We start from the raw sequence: 17,591 nt of genomic DNA on the forward strand, positions 1-17,591 counted from the left end.
TACATACTAATTTCATAATCTTTTATTTTAGCTAGCATGGGACCGATTTGACTCATCGGATACACATAAGTCCCATGGTTGATTTTAATTTAAATCAATGAATAAAAAAGATATTTAGAATAAAAATATTAGTAGGTCAGTAAAACTAAAAGAAAACTAATTTTTAAGCATTGTGGGACATAATAGTATTAACGGGACTAATTACACCCGGAAAGTAGGAGCTATATTATGAAAGAAATTATCAAAATTCAACAAAAAATTGCCCCTGAATTAATAAAAGTAGTGGAAAGAAGATATACTATACTGCGAGCCATTTTCTATCTCCAGCCGATTGGTCGTAGATCATTAGCTGAGAAATTAGGAATAAGTGAGCGTAAGATTAGGAATGATTTAGAATTTTTGAAGCAAGAAGGTTTTATTAATTCAACTAGCGCTGGAGCTAGGATGACATCTAGAGGTAATAAATTATTCTATCAATTAGATGATTATGTTAAAGCATTACAAGGTTTAGATAAATTAGAGATAGAATTAAGTCGTAAATTAGGATTAAAAGAGGTATATATTGTACCTAATACGATGAATAATACTGATACGCAGCAAGAGTTAGGTAGATTCGCTGCTAAGTTATTACAGAGAAAACTAAAGAATGAAGATGTGTTAGCTGTTACTGGAGGGACTACATTGGCTGTAGTTGCTGACTTAATGCTTCCTAACCAAAATTTATTAGAGGTTACAGTAGTACCAGGGCGAGGTGGCTTAGGTGAAGAAGTAGAAATTCAAGCAAATACTATAGCTGCTAAGATTGCTAAGAAGCTAGGTGGAGACTATCATCTTTTACATGTGCCGGATAATTTAAATGAAAGTTTACTAGAGACGATAATAAAAGAGCCTCAGATTAAAGAGGTGTTAAGTTTAGTTGAAAAGGCCGATATCCTAATACATGGGATTGGAACTGCTGAAGTAATGGCAAAACGAAGGGGCCTTAAAGCAGAAAAGATTAAAGAAATATTAACAGCTGGAGCAGTAGGAGAGGCTTTTGGTTATTACTTTAGTCAAACTGGAGAGATAGTTCATTCAACGGCTAGTGTAGGAATCCAGTTAGATGATTTAAAAGAGATTGAAACTACTATTGCGATAGCTGGTGGCAGAACTAAAGCAGAAGCAATTATTTCTGTTGTTTCAAATAAATATCAGGATGTTCTAATTACAGATCAGCATGCTGCTGAAGAGATGTTATCTTTACTAAGGAGGTGATGAAACCAATTTTGATTTAATAAAAATTGGTTCTCATATAATAGATTAAAAACTAATAAGTATCTACAGCGAAAAGCAAATTATAAGGAGGAATTATCATGACAAAGAGATTAGCAATTAATGGGTTTGGTAGAATTGGAAGAAATGTATTTAGGATTCTTCAAAAGAAAAAAGCGGATATGGAAGTTGTAGCTATTAATGATTTGACAGATGCAGAAACATTAGCTTATTTACTTAAATATGATTCTGTACATGGTAGATTCGATGGTGAAGTAGAGGCTACTGATAATGGAATTAAAGTAAATGGTGAAGAAATTGAAGTTACATCAGAAAAAGATCCTGCAAATTTAGGCTGGGATGAAAAAGGTGTAGATATAGTAATTGAGGCTACTGGAGTCTTTCGTAAGAAGGCGCAATTAGAGAAGCATTTAGAGGCTGGTGCTGACAAAGTAATATTAACTGTTCCAGCTAAGGATAAGATAGATAACACAATTGTATTAGGAGTTAATGATGATGAATTGAAAGATTCTGATAGAATTGTTTCGAATGCCTCATGCACAACTAACTGCTTAGCGCCGTTAGCTAAAGTGTTAAATGATAAATTCGGTATTGAAAAAGGTCTAATTACCACAGTACATGGTTATACAGCTAGTCAGGCAATCTTAGATGCACCGATGAAGAAGACTAGAAGAGGAAGAGCAGCTGCGGAGAATATTATTCCAACTACTACTGGAGCGGCTATTGCTACGACTAAAGTATTACCAGAATTAGAAGGTAAGATTGATGGTATGGCAATGCGAGTGCCGGTTCCTGATGGTTCTATTGTTGATGGAGTCTTCAATTTATCAACCGATGTAACAGAAGAAGAAGTAAATGCTGCTTTAAAAGAAGCAGCTGAAGGTGAAATGGAAGGCGTTCTTGGTTATACTGAAGATGAGGTTGTATCACGTGATATTATTGGTTCACCATACTCTTCATTAATTGATGCACAATCAACAAAAGTGATTGCTGGTAATCAAGTTAAGGTTTTATCTTGGTACGATAATGAATGGGGCTATTCTAATAGAGTAGTAGATTTAGCAGCTATGTTATAAAAATATCATTTAGCCGCAGAAGTAGTTGTAATAGATAACTATTTCTGCGGTTAAATCTTAAATTAGGAGGGTTCAGTCAATATGGCAAAGAAGATACTAAAGGATGTAAAAGTGCAGAATAAACAAGTACTAGTTAGAGTAGATTTCAATGTACCAATGGAAGATGGGAAAGTGACTGATGACACTAGAATTAGAGCCGCCTTACCTACAATTGAATATTTGATTAAGGAAGATGCAAAAGTAATCTTAATGGCTCATTTAGGTAGGCCAGGTGGAGAGCCAAAAGCAGATTTGCGATTAGACCCAGTTGCTAAAGAACTGGCCAATCTTTTAAATAAAACTGTCTATAAAACTGACGAAACAGTAGGGGCAGAAGCAAAAAAAGCTATTTCGCAAATGGAAGATGGGGATGTAGTATTATTAGAGAATACTCGTTTTAATCCAGGCGAAAAGAAGAACGACCCAGAGTTTGCTAAGCAATTAGGAGAATTAGCAGATATCTATGTTAATGATGCTTTTGGAGCCACTCATCGTGCCCATGCATCAACTGCTGGGGTTACTAAATATGTTGATGAAGCAGTAATGGGTTTTCTAATTCAGAATGAGTTAGAGACTATGGGGCAGGCGATAGAAAATCCAGACAAACCATTTGTAGCAATTATTGGTGGAGCCAAAGTTTCAGGTAAGATCGGTGTTATTGAAACTTTTCTTGATAAGGTTGATGCTTTATTAATTGGTGGAGGAATGGCAAATACATTTCTTGCAGCCAAAGGGTATGAGACTGGTGATTCTTTAGTAGAAGAAGAAAAGATAGACTTAGCTAAAGAATTAATCGAGAAAGCAGAAGAAAAAGGGGTTAACTTATCATTACCAGTAGATGTCATGGTCGCTGATGATTTTACTGCTGATGCAGCGCAAAAGATAGTGAGCGCAAACGAAATTGAACCAGGCTGGCAGGCATTAGATATTGGCCCAGAAACAATAAAGAGCTTTGCTGAAGTCATTAAAGATGCACAGACTGTAGTTTGGAATGGACCGATGGGAGTATTTGAAATGGATCCGTTTGCTAAAGGAACCACAGAAGTAGCAAGAGCCTTAGCTGAATCTAATGCAACGACTATCATCGGTGGTGGAGACTCAGCAGCAGCAGTCAAAAAAGCCGGGTTAGACGATCAGATGACGCATATCTCAACTGGCGGAGGCGCATCGCTGCAGTTCATGGAAGGGAAGCCATTGCAAGCCGTAGAGGCATTAGACAATAAAGAATAATAATTACTTTAAAGTTATCTAAAAAGAGCATAGCCTTCATGCTAATACGTAGGCAGCTTAAACCAAAAAAGATTTTGATGAACTTAATTGTCAATTAAAGAAACTGGGAGGAGTGTGTTTATGAGGAGGCCTTTTATTGCTGGTAATTGGAAGATGCATAAGACAAATAGTGAAGCAGTAAAGATGGTTAAAGAATTAGTAGATTTAGTTTCAGGAGTGGAAGATGTTGATATAGCTATCTGTGCTCCAGCGACAGCATTATCTGATATTAATAAAGAGGTTGCAGATACTAATGTAGCGTTAGGAGCAGAGAATATGTTTTGGGAAGAAGAGGGAGCCTATACAGGAGAGATTTCTCCTTTGATGTTAAATGATGTAGGTTGTGAATATGTAATTTTAGGTCATTCCGAAAGAAGAGGATATTTTAATGAAACAGATGAAGATGTGAATAAGAAAGTGAAGACTGCATTAGCTCATCAGTTAAAGCCAATTATCTGTATTGGTGAAAAGTTAGAAGAAAAAGAGGCTGGTGAAACTAAAGATATTGTTAAACGACAGGCTTTAGCAGCTTTAGAAGAGGTGGAGGAGTCTGATTTAGAGACTATTACTATTGCCTATGAACCAATTTGGGCGATTGGTACTGGTAAGTCAGCAACAGCTGAGGATGCTAATGAAGTAATTAAATATATTCGTGAAGTATTAAGGGAAGAGTTTGGTAAAGTAGCTGATAAAATGCGAATTCAGTATGGTGGTAGTGTTAAGCCTCATAATATTGCCGAATTCATGGCTACCTCTGATATTGATGGTGCTTTAGTAGGTAGTGCTAGCTTAGAAGCAGAATCTTTTGCTGATATAGTTAAGTTTGATTAGTTAAGGGAGGTAAATGATGTGACAGAGAGACCTAAACCCTTGGCTTTACTTATTTTAGACGGTTGGGGGTTAGACGAAGATGAAGAAGGAAATGCAATCCAACAAGCAGATACGAAAAACTTTGAAGAGTTATGGAATAGTTATCCACATACATCCTTAGTAGCTTCTGGTGAAGAGGTTGGTTTACCGCCAGGACAGATGGGCAATTCAGAGGTTGGTCACTTAAATTTAGGTGCTGGAAGAGTTGTATATCAGGATTTAACTAAAATTAGTTTAGGAATTAAAAATGGTTCTTTCTTTAAGAATAATGTGCTTTTAGAAGCAATAAAGAACTGTCAGGAAAATAATTCTGCCCTTCATTTGCTAGGATTGTTATCAGATGGTGGAGTCCATAGTCATATAAAACATCTCTATGGTCTATTAAAATTAGCTAAACAGAACGAAATAGAGGATGTTTATATCCATGCAATTTTAGATGGTCGAGATGTGCCACCGTCTAGTGCTAAGGGATATATTAAAGATTTAGAAGAAAAAATAGAAGAGATAGGGGTAGGGCAGATTATAACTGTTAGCGGTAGATATTATACTATGGACCGTGATGAACGGTGGGATAGAACTGAAAAAGCTTATAATACTATGGTTTCTGGTGAAGGCGTTACTGCCCAAAGTGCTTTAGAAGCAGTAGAACAAGCCTATGAAGAAGATACTACCGATGAGTTCGTGCTCCCAACAGTAATAGTAGAGAATGAAGAACCGATTGCTACAATTAGAGATAATGATTCTGTTATCTTTTATAATTTTAGACCTGATCGGGCTCGTCAGATTACTCGTGCTCTAACTGATTCTGATTTTCATGGTTTTGAGCGAAAGTCTGAACTTCCAAAAGTGCATTTTGTCTGTATGACAGAGTATGATGAGACCATTGAAGCCCCAGTAGCTTATCCTCCGGAGACAATCACTAATACTCTAGGGCAAGTTCTAGGGAAGAATGACTTAAAACAATTAAGAATTGCAGAGACTGAAAAGTATGCTCATGTAACTTTCTTCTTTAATGGCGGTAAGGAGAAGCCTAACCCAGGGGAGGATAGAGAACTGATTCCATCTCCTAAGATAGATACTTACGATGAGAAGCCTGAAATGAGTCTTTATGAAGTGCTTGAAAGTCTATCTAAGAGGTTAGATGAAACAGACTATGATGTGATTATTATGAACTTTGCTAATCCAGATATGGTAGGACATACTGGAGATCTAACTGCTTGCCGAGCAGCTGTAGAAGCTGTAGATGATGGTTTGAAAGAAGCAGTGGATAAGATACTAAGCTTAGGTGGAGAAGTCTTAATTACTGCTGACCATGGTAATGCTGAACAGATGCTAGACTGTGAAACAGGTGATACTTATACTGCTCACACTACTAATTTAGTACCATTTATCTATGTTAGTCAAGACAATCAAGATGTAGAATTAGTAGAAGCGGGTAATTTAGCAGATGTAGCTCCAACTATGTTAGAGTTATTAAAGATTAACCAACCTGAAGAAATGACGGGGGAGTCACTGTTTGAATAATATATTGTTTAAATTAATATAAGGAGGAGATTAATATGTTCCATACTAGTATTGAAGATATTTATGCACGAGAAATTCTTGATTCGCGAGGTAATCCAACAGTAGAGGTAGAGGTTATCTTAAATAGTGGGGCTGTGGGAAGAGCAGCAGTTCCCTCAGGGGCTTCAACAGGTGCTTATGAAGCAGTAGAATTAAGGGATGGAGATGAAGAGAGATATTTAGGTAAAGGGGTAAGACAAGCTGTTAATAATGTTAATGAAGAGATTGCTCCAGAATTAATAGGTATGGACGCAACTAGACAAGTCGATATCGATGAGATTATGATTGAACTAGATGGTACTGAGAATAAAGGAGAGTTAGGAGCAAATGCTATCTTAGGAGTTTCGTTAGCAGTAGCCAAAGCCGCAGCAAATGCTCTAAACTTACCACTTTATAGCTATATCGGTGGTGTAAATGCAAAAGAATTACCGGTACCCATGATGAATATCTTAAATGGTGGTGAACATGCTGATAATAACGTTGATATTCAAGAATTTATGGTTATGCCAGTAGGTGCTAATACATTTAGTCAAGCTTTACGTATAGGTGCTGAAATATTCCATAACTTAAAGAAAGTTTTACAGAAAAAAGGTCTAAATACAGCTGTTGGTGATGAAGGTGGATTTGCACCTAATTTAGGTTCTAATGAAGAAGCATTAGAAGTAATTGTAGAAGCAATAGAAGCAGGAGGATATGTTCCTGGTGAAGATGTTATGTTTGCTCTTGATGTTGCTGCAACTGAGATTTATAAAGATGAAAAGTATATCTTAGCCGGCGAGGGAGTTGAAAAGACGACCACTGAAATGATCGATTTCTATGCTGAATTAGTAGACAAATATCCAATTATCTCTATTGAAGATGGATTAGCTGAAGATGATTGGGATGGTTGGAAAGAGATGACTGACAAGCTAGGAGAAGAGATTCAGATTGTTGGTGATGATTTATTTGTAACTAATACTGAAAGATTAGCTAAAGGTATTGAGATGGGAGCAAGTAATTCGATATTAATTAAGGTTAATCAGATCGGGACTATTACTGAGACTTTAGAAGCAATTGAAATGGCAAAAAGAGCTGGATTTACAGCGGTAGTTTCACATCGTTCAGGAGAGACAGAAGATGTGACTATCTCTGATTTAGTAGTTGCCACTAATGCTGGACAGATTAAGACTGGTGCTCCATCGCGTACAGACCGGGTAGCTAAATATAATCAGTTATTAAGAATTGAAGATGAATTAGGGCCAATCGGTTTCTATAAAGGAATTGATGCTTTTTATAATTTATAATTTTTAGGTAAGAATAGGAGTAGAGTGTATTAAAGAATACACTCTACTCCTTAATATTATAATTATACAGGAGTCTAAATTATATTCTTCGTCTATAAAACCAATAAATGTCATTAAATCTAAAAATATTGTTGTTTTTTTAAGAGGATTATGTTAAAATTAATAGTGGTCTAGTTCATGGGAGGTGTACAAAATAAGATGGCAGTATTAAAAGTTTTTCATATTATTATATCAATAGCAGTCATTGCTGGAGTATTATTACAGTCAGGTAAGAGCGCAGGAATGTCTGGTGCTATTGATGGAGGTGCGTCTGCTCTTTTAGGTCAAGACAAGCAGGTTGATGAAAAGTTAAGTAAATTAACAACGGTAGCAGCAATTTTATTTATGGTTAGTTCATTATTACTAGCTGCGCTTTAAATTTTAAACCCCTATCCTAGGGGTTTAAAATATGGCATAAAATAAAATATAAATTTAAAAGGAGGAATATGTTGTGGGAATTTATGTAGTACCCTTAGCAGGAATAGTAGCTCTAATTTTTGCTTTCATTCTACGTAATAAGGTTACTAAAGCAGATATGGGAACTGAAAGAATGAAGGAATTAACTGCAGCCATTAACGAAGGAGCTATGGCATTTTTGAATACTGAATATAGAAATCTATCTATCTTTGTAGTTATTGTAGCAATTGTTATAGGTATTTTCCTTAATATTCAAACTGCTATTGCTTTTGTTACGGGAGCTATCTTCTCAGCATTAGCTGGTTACTTTGGTATGCAGATAGCTACTATAGCTAATTCAAGAACTACTAATGCTGCTCGTAGTGGAATGAATGAAGCTTTGCAGATTGCTTTTTCTGGTGGGGCAGTTATGGGGATGTCGGTTGTTGGCTTAGGTCTTTTAGGATTAGGTGGACTTTACATATTATTTGGAGGAATTGAGTCCGTAAACTCTATCAGAGGTTTTGCTTTTGGAGCTAGTTCAATTGCTTTATTTGCTCGTGTTGGCGGTGGAATTTATACTAAAGCTGCTGATGTTGGAGCTGACTTAGTAGGTAAGGTAGAGGCTGGTATTCCAGAAGATGATCCACGAAACCCTGGTGTAATTGCTGATAATGTAGGTGACAACGTAGGTGACGTGGCCGGTATGGGTGCTGACCTATTTGAGTCATATGTAGGTTCTATTGTTGCTGCAATGGCTTTAGGTGCTAGTTTAGCGGCTAAGATGCCAGAGATTGGTGTTAATTTTGTCTTATTGCCGATGTATATAGCTGCGATTGGTATTGTTGCTGCTATTATTGGAACTAGATTCGTTAAAGCAAAGGATGAGGCTAACTTAGGTGCTGTTTTAGAACGCGGAACTTTAGTTGCAGGTGTTTTAACTTTAATTTCTACTTATTTCTTAGTTAGTTCACTAATTGGAAAGATGGGGTATTTCTGGGCAATACTAGCTGGTTTAGTAGCCGGAATACTCATTGGTCGAATTACTGAATACTATACATCTGATCACAAACCACCAGTGCAGCATATTGCTGACCAGTCACAGACTGGTGTAGCTACTAATATTATTAGTGGATTAGCTGTTGGTATGAGAAGTACAACCTTACCGATCATTGTTATTGCAGCTGCAATCTTTATTGCTTTTAAATTAGGTGGATTATATGGAATTGCTTTAGCTGCTGTTGGAATGTTATCGACTACTGGTATTACATTAGCAGTTGACGCTTATGGTCCGATTGCTGATAATGCTGGTGGTATTGCAGAGATGGCAGAATTAGAATCAGGAGTTAGAGATATTACTGACCAATTAGATGCAGTAGGGAATACTACAGCAGCGATTGGAAAAGGTTTTGCTATCGGTTCTGCTGCTTTAACATCTTTAGCACTTTTCTCAGCATTTACAGAAGCAGCTAACTTAGAAACGATCGCCTTAACTAATCCAAACGTAATCATTGGTCTATTTATTGGTGCTATGTTACCTTTCTTATTCTCGGCAATTACTATGGAAGCAGTAGGAAAGGCTGCTTTTGAGATGATTGAAGAGGTTCGACGTCAATTTAGAGAGATTCCAGGAATTATGGAAGGTGAAGCTAGACCAGAATATGCTAAATGTGTAGATATCAGTACTGCTGCTGCTTTAAGAGAGATGATATTACCAGGTATAATGGCAGTAGTTACGCCGATCATTGTTGGATTATGGAGTGCTGAAGCTTTAGGTGGATTACTAGCTGGTGCTTTATCTGCAGGTGTATTAATGGCAATTATGATGGCTAATGCTGGTGGAGCTTGGGATAACGCTAAGAAGTATGTTGAAAGTGGTAACTTCGGCGGTAAAGGTACAGAGACACATGATGCTACAGTAGTAGGTGATACAGTAGGTGATCCGTTTAAGGATACTTCTGGACCTGCTTTAAATATCTTGATTAAGTTAATGACTATCGTGTCGTTAGTATTTGCACCGTTATTTGGATAAATTAGAATGTATAAGTTTATATAGTGAATAAAGACCCTCTAGCTAATGTAATGGTTGAGCTAGAGGGTCTTTTATTATTAAATATATGTGAAGAACTAAATTCTACAAAGGAAAATGTCAGTAAATACAGAATTTTAATAATAATAAGTTGATAAAGGAGGAATAACTAGTGGTGGAAGTAAGAGTGCAGACGTCAGAAGAAGAATTGGTCTTAGAAGCAGAGATAGGAGAGAATCTTTTAGATTTTTTGCGAAAACATAATATAGAAACTGATGCTATCTGCGGTGGAAATGGAATTTGTGGTAAATGCAAAGTTAAAGTAAAAGGAGAAGTATCTGAAATAAGTCTTAAAGAACGGGACTTATTATCTGAATTAGAGTTAGAGAGTGGAATTAGATTGGCCTGCTTAACTGAAATTCAAGGTGAAGTTGAAGTTGAGTTGATAAGTGATGGTAGAGCCACTTTAAGGATTTTGGATGAAGGTGATGAGGATGATTTAAATTTAGAGCCAACGATTAAAAAAGATTATTTAGAGTTACAAGAACCTACATTAGAAGACCAAGCTTCTGATTGGACAAGAATTATTAAGAGTATTGGTGAGGAGTTAGAAGTAGATTTAGAGTTATTAAAAGAACTACCTGATATTTTACGTGATGCTAATTATAAAGTAACTATAGTTAGACAAGGTAAGAAAGTTATTAACATAGAAAAAGATGATACTACTGATGTAGTCTATGGTTTGGCTATTGACATAGGAACGACTACTGTTGTTGGATACTTGTTAGACTTAGTAACTGGTGTACAAGTTGGTAAAGTAGCAATGGCTAATCGGCAAAGTGATTATGGTAGTGATGTTATTTCTAGAGTCAACCATACCCTAGAAAAAGAGAGTGGGACTAAGGATCTACAAGATAGAATTATCGAAGTAATTAACCAAATCATTGATCAGTTAATCGATAAATACGAAGTATCTAGGGAAAGAATCTATGAATTAGTCTTTGTTGGGAATACGGTTATGAGTCATCTATTATTGGGTTTGAAGACAGAGCACGTAGCCAAAGCACCATACGTTGCCGTAATTAATGAGCCACAATCTATTTCAGCAGATGAATTAGGTATTAAGCTTAATGCTTCAGTTACTTATTTACCTAATGTTGCTAGCTATGTAGGTTCAGATATAGTAGCAGGTTTGTTGACCAATAGAATAGACCAAAGTGATGATTTTAAATTATTGGTTGACTTAGGAACAAATAGTGAAATAGTTTTAGGAAATAAAGAGAAGATGATGGCTTGTGCAGCGGCGGCTGGGCCTGCTTTTGAAGGGGCTGGATTAGAGTTTGGTATGAATGGAGTGCAGGGAGCTATTGAGGAGATAAGAATTACCGATAGAATAGAAGTTAGTGTAATCGGGAACCAAAAAGCTAAAGGCATCTGTGGTTCAGGAATTATTTCTTTGTTGGCAGAGTTATTAAAAGCAGGTATCATGGATAAAAGTGGTAAACTATTGTCGCCTGATGAAATAGATAATTCAGTCGTACCGGAGATAAAAGAAAGAATTATTGAGGGTGATAAAGGTAGAAAATTGATCTTAGTCAAGGCAGAAGAAGCTGCAGGTGAAGAATCAGTAACGATCAGCCAAAAAGACATTAGAGCTATTCAATTAGCCCAAGGTGCAATTAGAGCTGGAATTAAAATTTTAATGGATGAATTAGGAATTGGTATTGAAGAGATTGGAGAAGTTTTAATTGCAGGCGGATTTGGTAATTATATTCAACCACAAGATGCAGTAACGGTCGGTGTATTACCGACTTCTTCTAAGCTAGAAATTAGAGGAATTGGTAATGCTGCTGGTAGTGGGGCTAAAGCTGCCTTGTTGAGCCAAACCAAACGAAAAGAGTCTAAGCAGATAGCTAAACAAGTGGAGTATTTAGAATTATCCGGACGACAAGATTTTCAAAATGAGTTTATGAGTGCGATGACTTTTGAAAAATTTGAACAAAGATAGTGAAAAAACAGGAAAATTAATTTCAATCTGGAAATAGATATCAGGAAGTACATTTTAGGCAGGAGGAATGAAGATGAAGATTGAAGGCGATGAAATGTGTTTTGCCTGTGGACCTAAGAACCCGATCGGTTTAAAGTTAGATTTTGAGTTGAAGGACGATGTTGTAGAGACTAAATTTACTCCACAAGAAGTACACCAGGGCTTTACAGGTATTATGCACGGTGGTTTAATTTCTACACTTTTAGACGAAGTGATGGCTAATGTGCTTTATTTACAAGAAATTAAAGCAGTCACTGCCAAAATGGAGGTTAAATTTCGCAAACCAATCAAGATTGGAAGAGAATTGACGACAACAGGTTGGATAGAAAGAAAGAAGCGGAGAACTATCGATACAGCAGCTAAGATAATAAATCAAGATGGGGAGAAGGTTGCGGAAGCAGAAGCGGTATTTATGAGAGAAGGTTAATGAGGGAGTATAGATTTAGTCTTATTTGGGCACCCTATAAGATAAAGGGTGTCTACTTTATTGGAGTTAAAGAATAAGGAGGGGTAAAATGAGTGCGAAGCAAATGATATTAAATTTCATGAGAAATGAAGCCTATAAACCATTGACAGCAGAAGAATTATTGGCTGCTTTTGAGATACCTAAGGAAGAGCAAGATAGGTTTATCGATATTATAGAGCGGATGGAAGAGAATGGTGAGATAGTAAAGACAAGAAGAGGAAGGTATGGCGTTCCTGATAGGATGAATTTAGTCGTTGGTAGATTAGAACGCCATAGTAAGGGATTTGGTTTCTTGATTCCGGATGATATAGAGAAAGAAGACGTCTATATTAGTGCTAGTGATATGAATGGAGCAATGAATAACGATCACATAATTGTAAGAATAAAAGGTACTAAAAGTGGTAAGAAGCTATCAGGAGAAGTTATTAGAATTTTAGACAGACATAATAAAACGATTGTAGGAAGTTTTGAATCAAGTCGTAATTTTGGATTTGTAGTTCCAGATGACTCTCATATTTACTATGATATTTTTGTGCCACAAAAGGAGATTAATGGGGCAAGACAGAACCAGAAAGTGGTTGTTGAGATTACACGGTGGCCAGAAGAACGTCGTAATCCGGAAGGCAAGATTATTGAAATACTAGGTGATTTAGGTGAACCAGGAGTAGATATAGAAGCAATTATCCGTAAATTAGAGCTTCCTAAAGATTTCCCAGAAGAGGTTAAGGAATATGTACGAGATATACCAGAGACGATTCCAGAAAACGAATCAGAACGTAGAAAAGATTTACGAAATTTAAAGATGGTAACTATCGACGGCGAAGATGCTAAAGACTTTGATGATGCAGTTTCAATTGAGAAGTTAGATGGGGATAAAGTAAGGCTTGGAGTTCATATTGCTGATGTTTCGTATTATGTTAAAGAGAATACAGTCTTAGATGAAGAAGCAAGGACTAGGGCTACAAGTATCTATCTAGTAGACCGTGTGATTCCTATGCTACCAGAGAAGTTATCTAATAATCTATGTAGTCTTCGGTCTGGTGAGGATAGATTGGCAATGACAGTTCTGATGACTTACGATTTGGAAAGTGGAGACTTACTTGACCATGAAATATTAGAAAGTATTATTAATGTTAATCATCGTCTGACTTACAATAAAGTAAGAGAGATCTTGGTTAATGAAGATGAAGATTTGATTGCAGAATATAATGACTTCATTGATGAGTTAAGGTTGATGGAGGAATTATGTAAAGAGTTGCGTGAAGGCAGGGTTGAGGAAGGTAGTATTGATTTTGATTTTCCAGAATCAAGAGTAATATTAAATGAAGATGGAAAACCGATAGATATTATTAAAGTGGAGAGAAGTATAGCTGAGAAGTTGATTGAGGAGTTTATGATAGCTACTAATCGAGTGGTGGCTGAGGAGATATACTGGCGGGAAGTTCCTTTTATTTATCGAGTTCACGATTATCCTGACCAGAGCGATTTAGAAGCGTTAAATGAATTTATTCATAATTTTGGTTATCATATTAAAGGTATCAGTGATGAGACACATCCTAAAGCATTGCAGACAGTCTTAAAAAAGGTTAAAGGAGAAGCTGAAGAAAGGATTATTAATACTGTATTATTACGTTCAATGAAACAAGCCCATTATGCAGTAAAAAATATAGGTCACTTTGGTTTAGCGGCAGAATATTATTCCCACTTTACGTCACCAATTAGGCGGTATCCTGATTTAGCTATCCATCGAATTACTAAAAGAGTAATTAATCAAGGGGTTTTAGGTGAAGAGCAGAGTAAGAGATTGGAAGATGATTTATCAAAAGCGGCTAATCACGCTTCAATTAGAGAGCGAAAGGCTGCTGACGCAGAGATGGAGTCTAAAGACCTGAAGAAGGTAGAATATATGCAGGGTAAAGAAGGAGAAGTATATGAAGGAATTATTAGTGGCATGATGTCTTTTGGTTTCTTTGTGGAACTACCAAATTCAGTAGAAGGGTTAGTCCATGTTAGTAATTTAACTGATGATTATTACACTTATCACGAAGATAAGCAGTCTTATATTGGTGAGCGAACAGGAAATATCTATCGTTTAGGAGATGAGGTTAAAGTAGAGGTTTATAAGGTGAATTTAGTTGAAAGACAGGTTGATTTAGTACTAGCTGAATAATTGTAAATAGTTCCCAACTAAAAACCTCGATTTTATTCCGTTTTTCCTTGACAGTTAGCTTAGAACTGTTATAATATTAAATGCACGCTCTATTAAGGAGTGAATAGACTGTGAGTGATAAGAATAAAGTAGTTGCAAGAAATCGCAAAGCAAGACATGAATATCATATTGAAGAGACTTATGAGGCAGGCATTGTCTTACAGGGGACAGAAGTTAAGTCTATTCGCCAGGGTAGAGTTAACTTAAAAGATAGTTTTGCTATTGTAGAGAGTGGCGAACTTCTTCTTTATAATATGCATATTGCGCCTTATAGTCATGGTAATCGCTATAATCATGAACCAGAAAGACCTAGAAAGCTCTTAATGCATAAAAAAGAGATTAGGCGCTTTATTGGTAAGACAAGAGAGAGTGGTTATACTCTAATTCCGCTTAGTGTCTACTTTAAGAGGAATCTGGTAAAGATTGAACTGGCATTAGCTAAAGGTAAGAATCTTCATGATAAACGAGAAGATATTAAACGTCGTACTGCTCAACGAGAGATTGAAAGAGCATTTAAGGATGAACAATTGAATAGATATTAAGCTTTCTGCCAAATAATTTGGGGGTGTCTTGGGACTCGACTTGAGTATGGACACCGGGAAAGCGAGCCGAGGACTCCTTTCACTCGTAAAATACTGGAAACTTAAAATTATCTGCAAACGATAATAATTACGCTTTAGCGGCTGCGTAAGCATCCGTTACACTTATAGGTAACTTGTCTGTGGATGCCTATAAGTGTCATAACTAGCAGGCTACTCATCCTTTGAAGCTTGTAGAAGGATGGGGAACTTTACAAGCTAGCAACTTTAGATCCTGCTTCTGGGAGCTAGAGTTGTGATTTTAAAGCAGAAGCTACGCTCGTAGAACCCCGAGTGGAGATACTTAAGGACGGCGGTTCGAATCCGCCCACCTCCACCAAATTATAAATTAATTTAATTGTACATAGATTTTAAATTATTAGATCACCATTAAGGTGGTCTTTTTTATTTTATAATTAATTTTAAAGGAAAAATAATAGTCTTTGTCGAAAAAGTACTTATAATAGCAATATAACATAAAAATTAAGATTTTGAATAAAAATCTTGCATAATTAATTGTTGACGCCAAAATTTTTGTGTTAATTATGCTTGAAATCTAATTATGAAATTTGCTTAAATAGAAAGGAGTCTGTTAAATTGTCTTATAATTCAGAAGAAATAGATGCATTATTAAAGATTGCTCCACTATTAAATGAATTTATGCTAGAGGATATAGGGATACTAATAACGGATACAGAAAAAGTGTTGGCCTATTATCCTGGTGAGAGATTAGACTTTGGAATTAAGGTTGGAGAAGCAATTGATAAGAATTGGGTAGTAGATGAGGCGCTAAAACAACGGAGAAGGGTTGTAAATGAGGTAGATGAGTCTGTTTGTGGTGTGCCTTATATTGGTGTTGGTAATCCAATTTTTAATGAGAATGGTACTTTAGTTGGTGGAATTACTATTTCCCAACCAACCGAAAAGAAAGAAAGGTTATTAGCAATGTCTAAAGATTTATTAAGTACTACTGAAGAAGTAAATAATCAAGTAGAAGAGATTGCAATTGAAGCAGAAGATATGGTAGAAATGGGAGAGAAATTAGAAGAAATTTCTGATGAAACTGAGGCTCGAGTTAGGAATACGGATAATATTGTTGAAATTATTAAAGATATTGCTGATAAGATAAAGATATTAGGGATTAATGCGTCGATTGAAGCAGCAAGAGTAGGTGAAGAGGGACAAGGATTTGCGGTAGTAGCAAAAGAAGTACAAAATTTAGCAGAGAAAAGTGTTGAGTCAACTACAAATATAGAAGAGACGCTAGAAAAAGTTAATGAGATTAGTTCAGAGTTAAATAATGTTTCTGAGAAGCTTGCTGAGGCTAGTGATTTACAGGCTAGTGTAGTTAACAAAATCCATGCTGAAATGCAGAGTTTGAATGTGCTAGGGAATAAGATTCTAGAGATGGCAGAATCTTTAAGTGATGATGGGTAAAAAATTAATGATTACGCTTGCAATTTAATAGATAGTATGGTAAAGTATTAATTGTGTTAGAGAAATACAGATATATTTAGTGTACGGGTGTAGCTCAATTGGTAGAGCACTGGACTCCAAATCCAGGTGTTGCGGGTTCAAGTCCTGCCACCCGTGCCATTTAACAATTAAAGATAAATTAAGTAAATTTTATGTACGGGTGTAGCTCAATTGGCAGAGCACTGGACTCCAAATCCAGGTGCTGCGGGTTCAAATCCTGCCACCCGTGCCATTTTTATATTTAGAAACCCTTGACAGTATAAGGGTTTTATTATATAATTTAAATACCCCTACTAACGGGGGAGGGGAAACAAAGATTTAAGGAGTGATTAATATGTTAACTGTTACTGATAAAGCTGTAACTAAATTTAAAGAATTATTAGCCGATGAGAATAAGCCAGAAGCTTTAATTAGAGTTTTTTTGCAGTCTATTGGCTGAGGTGGTCCTAACTATGGATTGACTCTTGTAGAGTCAAAAGATGAAGATGATAAGGTAGTAGAGGTTAGAAATCTTAAGTTTGTTTTAAGTGAAAAGATGGAAGAGCAGTTAGAGGGAGCGACAATAGATTACAAGAAATCATTCTTCGGCAGTGGATTTGCTATTACTGGTGGCAATCAGCCGCAGGGTTCTTGTTAGTTGCTTTTTAATTAAATTATGATTCCAACACAAAAAGCATATAATATTTTCCAATTCATTAAAATATAAATACTAAACTAAGTCTTTTAAATACAATAATAAAAGCATTTAAAACCTCCATAATCGTTGATATAACAGTGATTATGTGGTATAATTAGTATAACAAATAATACTAATTGGGGTGCTTTTATGTTTTCTAAAAATGAATTTCAACAACTGTCTTTTAATGATTCTGTCTTAAATATGCCCGAATATCTTAAAAAAATACTTCAAGATAGCTGGGCTCATCCTTTTCAGCAGATAATATTTCCTGCAATTGATGAAGATAGATTTGAAGTGCTG

The 17,591-nt window shown here is 36.0% G+C and carries 14 protein-coding genes, 2 tRNA genes and 1 other RNA gene; all 17 read left to right on the forward strand.

Annotated features, from left to right (window positions below; translation table 11 throughout):
• Positions 1 to 228 precede the first annotated feature (228 nt).
• Complete coding sequence (locus BM077_RS10750) at positions 229 to 1,254, forward strand: sugar-binding transcriptional regulator (RefSeq protein ID WP_089750174.1); 1,026 nt, start codon at positions 229 to 231, stop codon at positions 1,252 to 1,254.
• Between the two features lie 98 nt (positions 1,255 to 1,352).
• The gene (gap, locus tag BM077_RS10755; RefSeq protein WP_089750171.1) at positions 1,353 to 2,348 is read left to right on the forward strand and encodes a type I glyceraldehyde-3-phosphate dehydrogenase; all 996 of its coding nucleotides are present in this window, start codon (positions 1,353 to 1,355) and stop codon (positions 2,346 to 2,348) included.
• A gap of 81 nt (positions 2,349 to 2,429) precedes the next feature.
• Entirely contained in the window at positions 2,430 to 3,617 is a 1,188-nt protein-coding gene (locus tag BM077_RS10760; RefSeq protein WP_089750169.1) for a phosphoglycerate kinase, read from the forward strand.
• 120 nt (positions 3,618 to 3,737) lie between these two features.
• The gene (tpiA, locus tag BM077_RS10765) at positions 3,738 to 4,487 is read left to right on the forward strand and encodes a triose-phosphate isomerase (RefSeq protein WP_089750167.1); all 750 of its coding nucleotides are present in this window, start codon (positions 3,738 to 3,740) and stop codon (positions 4,485 to 4,487) included.
• A gap of 18 nt (positions 4,488 to 4,505) precedes the next feature.
• A complete protein-coding gene (gene gpmI / locus BM077_RS10770) occupies positions 4,506 to 6,050 on the forward strand; it encodes a 2,3-bisphosphoglycerate-independent phosphoglycerate mutase (RefSeq protein WP_089750165.1) in 1,545 nt (514 codons plus the stop codon).
• A gap of 35 nt (positions 6,051 to 6,085) precedes the next feature.
• Positions 6,086 to 7,372: a phosphopyruvate hydratase gene (eno, locus tag BM077_RS10775; RefSeq protein ID WP_089750164.1), complete on the forward strand. Its 1,287-nt coding sequence runs from the start codon at positions 6,086 to 6,088 to the stop codon at positions 7,370 to 7,372.
• A 198-nt stretch (positions 7,373 to 7,570) separates the two neighbouring features.
• Positions 7,571 to 7,789, forward strand: coding sequence for a preprotein translocase subunit SecG (gene secG / locus BM077_RS10780; protein ID WP_089750162.1), 219 nt, complete (start codon positions 7,571 to 7,573; stop codon positions 7,787 to 7,789).
• Between the two features lie 73 nt (positions 7,790 to 7,862).
• Positions 7,863 to 9,839, forward strand: a complete 1,977-nt coding sequence (locus BM077_RS10785) for a sodium-translocating pyrophosphatase (protein ID WP_089750160.1) — start codon at positions 7,863 to 7,865, stop codon at positions 9,837 to 9,839.
• 169 nt (positions 9,840 to 10,008) lie between these two features.
• Positions 10,009 to 11,844, forward strand: a complete 1,836-nt coding sequence (locus tag BM077_RS10790; protein ID WP_089750158.1) for an ASKHA domain-containing protein — start codon at positions 10,009 to 10,011, stop codon at positions 11,842 to 11,844.
• A 73-nt stretch (positions 11,845 to 11,917) separates the two neighbouring features.
• Positions 11,918 to 12,310, forward strand: coding sequence for a PaaI family thioesterase (locus tag BM077_RS10795; protein WP_089750156.1), 393 nt, complete (start codon positions 11,918 to 11,920; stop codon positions 12,308 to 12,310).
• A gap of 88 nt (positions 12,311 to 12,398) precedes the next feature.
• The gene (gene rnr, locus BM077_RS10800; protein WP_089750154.1) at positions 12,399 to 14,519 is read left to right on the forward strand and encodes a ribonuclease R; all 2,121 of its coding nucleotides are present in this window, start codon (positions 12,399 to 12,401) and stop codon (positions 14,517 to 14,519) included.
• A gap of 110 nt (positions 14,520 to 14,629) precedes the next feature.
• The gene (smpB, locus tag BM077_RS10805) at positions 14,630 to 15,100 is read left to right on the forward strand and encodes an SsrA-binding protein SmpB (RefSeq protein ID WP_089750152.1); all 471 of its coding nucleotides are present in this window, start codon (positions 14,630 to 14,632) and stop codon (positions 15,098 to 15,100) included.
• A gap of 19 nt (positions 15,101 to 15,119) precedes the next feature.
• Positions 15,120 to 15,476, forward strand: a transfer-messenger RNA (tmRNA) gene (ssrA, locus tag BM077_RS10810).
• A gap of 257 nt (positions 15,477 to 15,733) precedes the next feature.
• Positions 15,734 to 16,573, forward strand: a complete 840-nt coding sequence (locus tag BM077_RS14130; RefSeq protein WP_089750150.1) for a methyl-accepting chemotaxis protein — start codon at positions 15,734 to 15,736, stop codon at positions 16,571 to 16,573.
• A gap of 83 nt (positions 16,574 to 16,656) precedes the next feature.
• A tRNA-Trp gene (locus BM077_RS10820) sits at positions 16,657 to 16,732 on the forward strand.
• 36 nt (positions 16,733 to 16,768) lie between these two features.
• Positions 16,769 to 16,844 (forward strand) — tRNA-Trp (locus tag BM077_RS10825).
• Between the two features lie 225 nt (positions 16,845 to 17,069).
• Complete coding sequence (locus tag BM077_RS10830; protein ID WP_089750149.1) at positions 17,070 to 17,249, forward strand: hypothetical protein; 180 nt, start codon at positions 17,070 to 17,072, stop codon at positions 17,247 to 17,249.
• Positions 17,250 to 17,591 lie beyond the last annotated feature (342 nt).

This window comes from Candidatus Frackibacter sp. WG13 (assembly GCF_900114655.1).
GTDB lineage: Bacteria > Bacillota > Halanaerobiia > Halobacteroidales > Acetohalobiaceae > Frackibacter.

Excerpts from the sequence above, each read along its gene's own strand:
- BM077_RS10750 (WP_089750174.1), top strand. The coding sequence starts at position 229 with ATGAAAGAAATTATCAAAATTCAACAAAAAATTGCCCCTGAATTAATA.
- gap (WP_089750171.1), top strand. The coding sequence starts at position 1,353 with ATGACAAAGAGATTAGCAATTAATGGGTTTGGTAGAATTGGAAGAAAT.
- BM077_RS10760 (WP_089750169.1), top strand. The coding sequence starts at position 2,430 with ATGGCAAAGAAGATACTAAAGGATGTAAAAGTGCAGAATAAACAAGTA.
- tpiA (WP_089750167.1), top strand. The coding sequence starts at position 3,738 with ATGAGGAGGCCTTTTATTGCTGGTAATTGGAAGATGCATAAGACAAAT.
- eno (WP_089750164.1), top strand. The coding sequence starts at position 6,086 with ATGTTCCATACTAGTATTGAAGATATTTATGCACGAGAAATTCTTGAT.
- secG (WP_089750162.1), top strand. The coding sequence starts at position 7,571 with ATGGCAGTATTAAAAGTTTTTCATATTATTATATCAATAGCAGTCATT.
- BM077_RS10795 (WP_089750156.1), top strand. The coding sequence starts at position 11,918 with ATGAAGATTGAAGGCGATGAAATGTGTTTTGCCTGTGGACCTAAGAAC.
- rnr (WP_089750154.1), top strand. The coding sequence starts at position 12,399 with ATGAGTGCGAAGCAAATGATATTAAATTTCATGAGAAATGAAGCCTAT.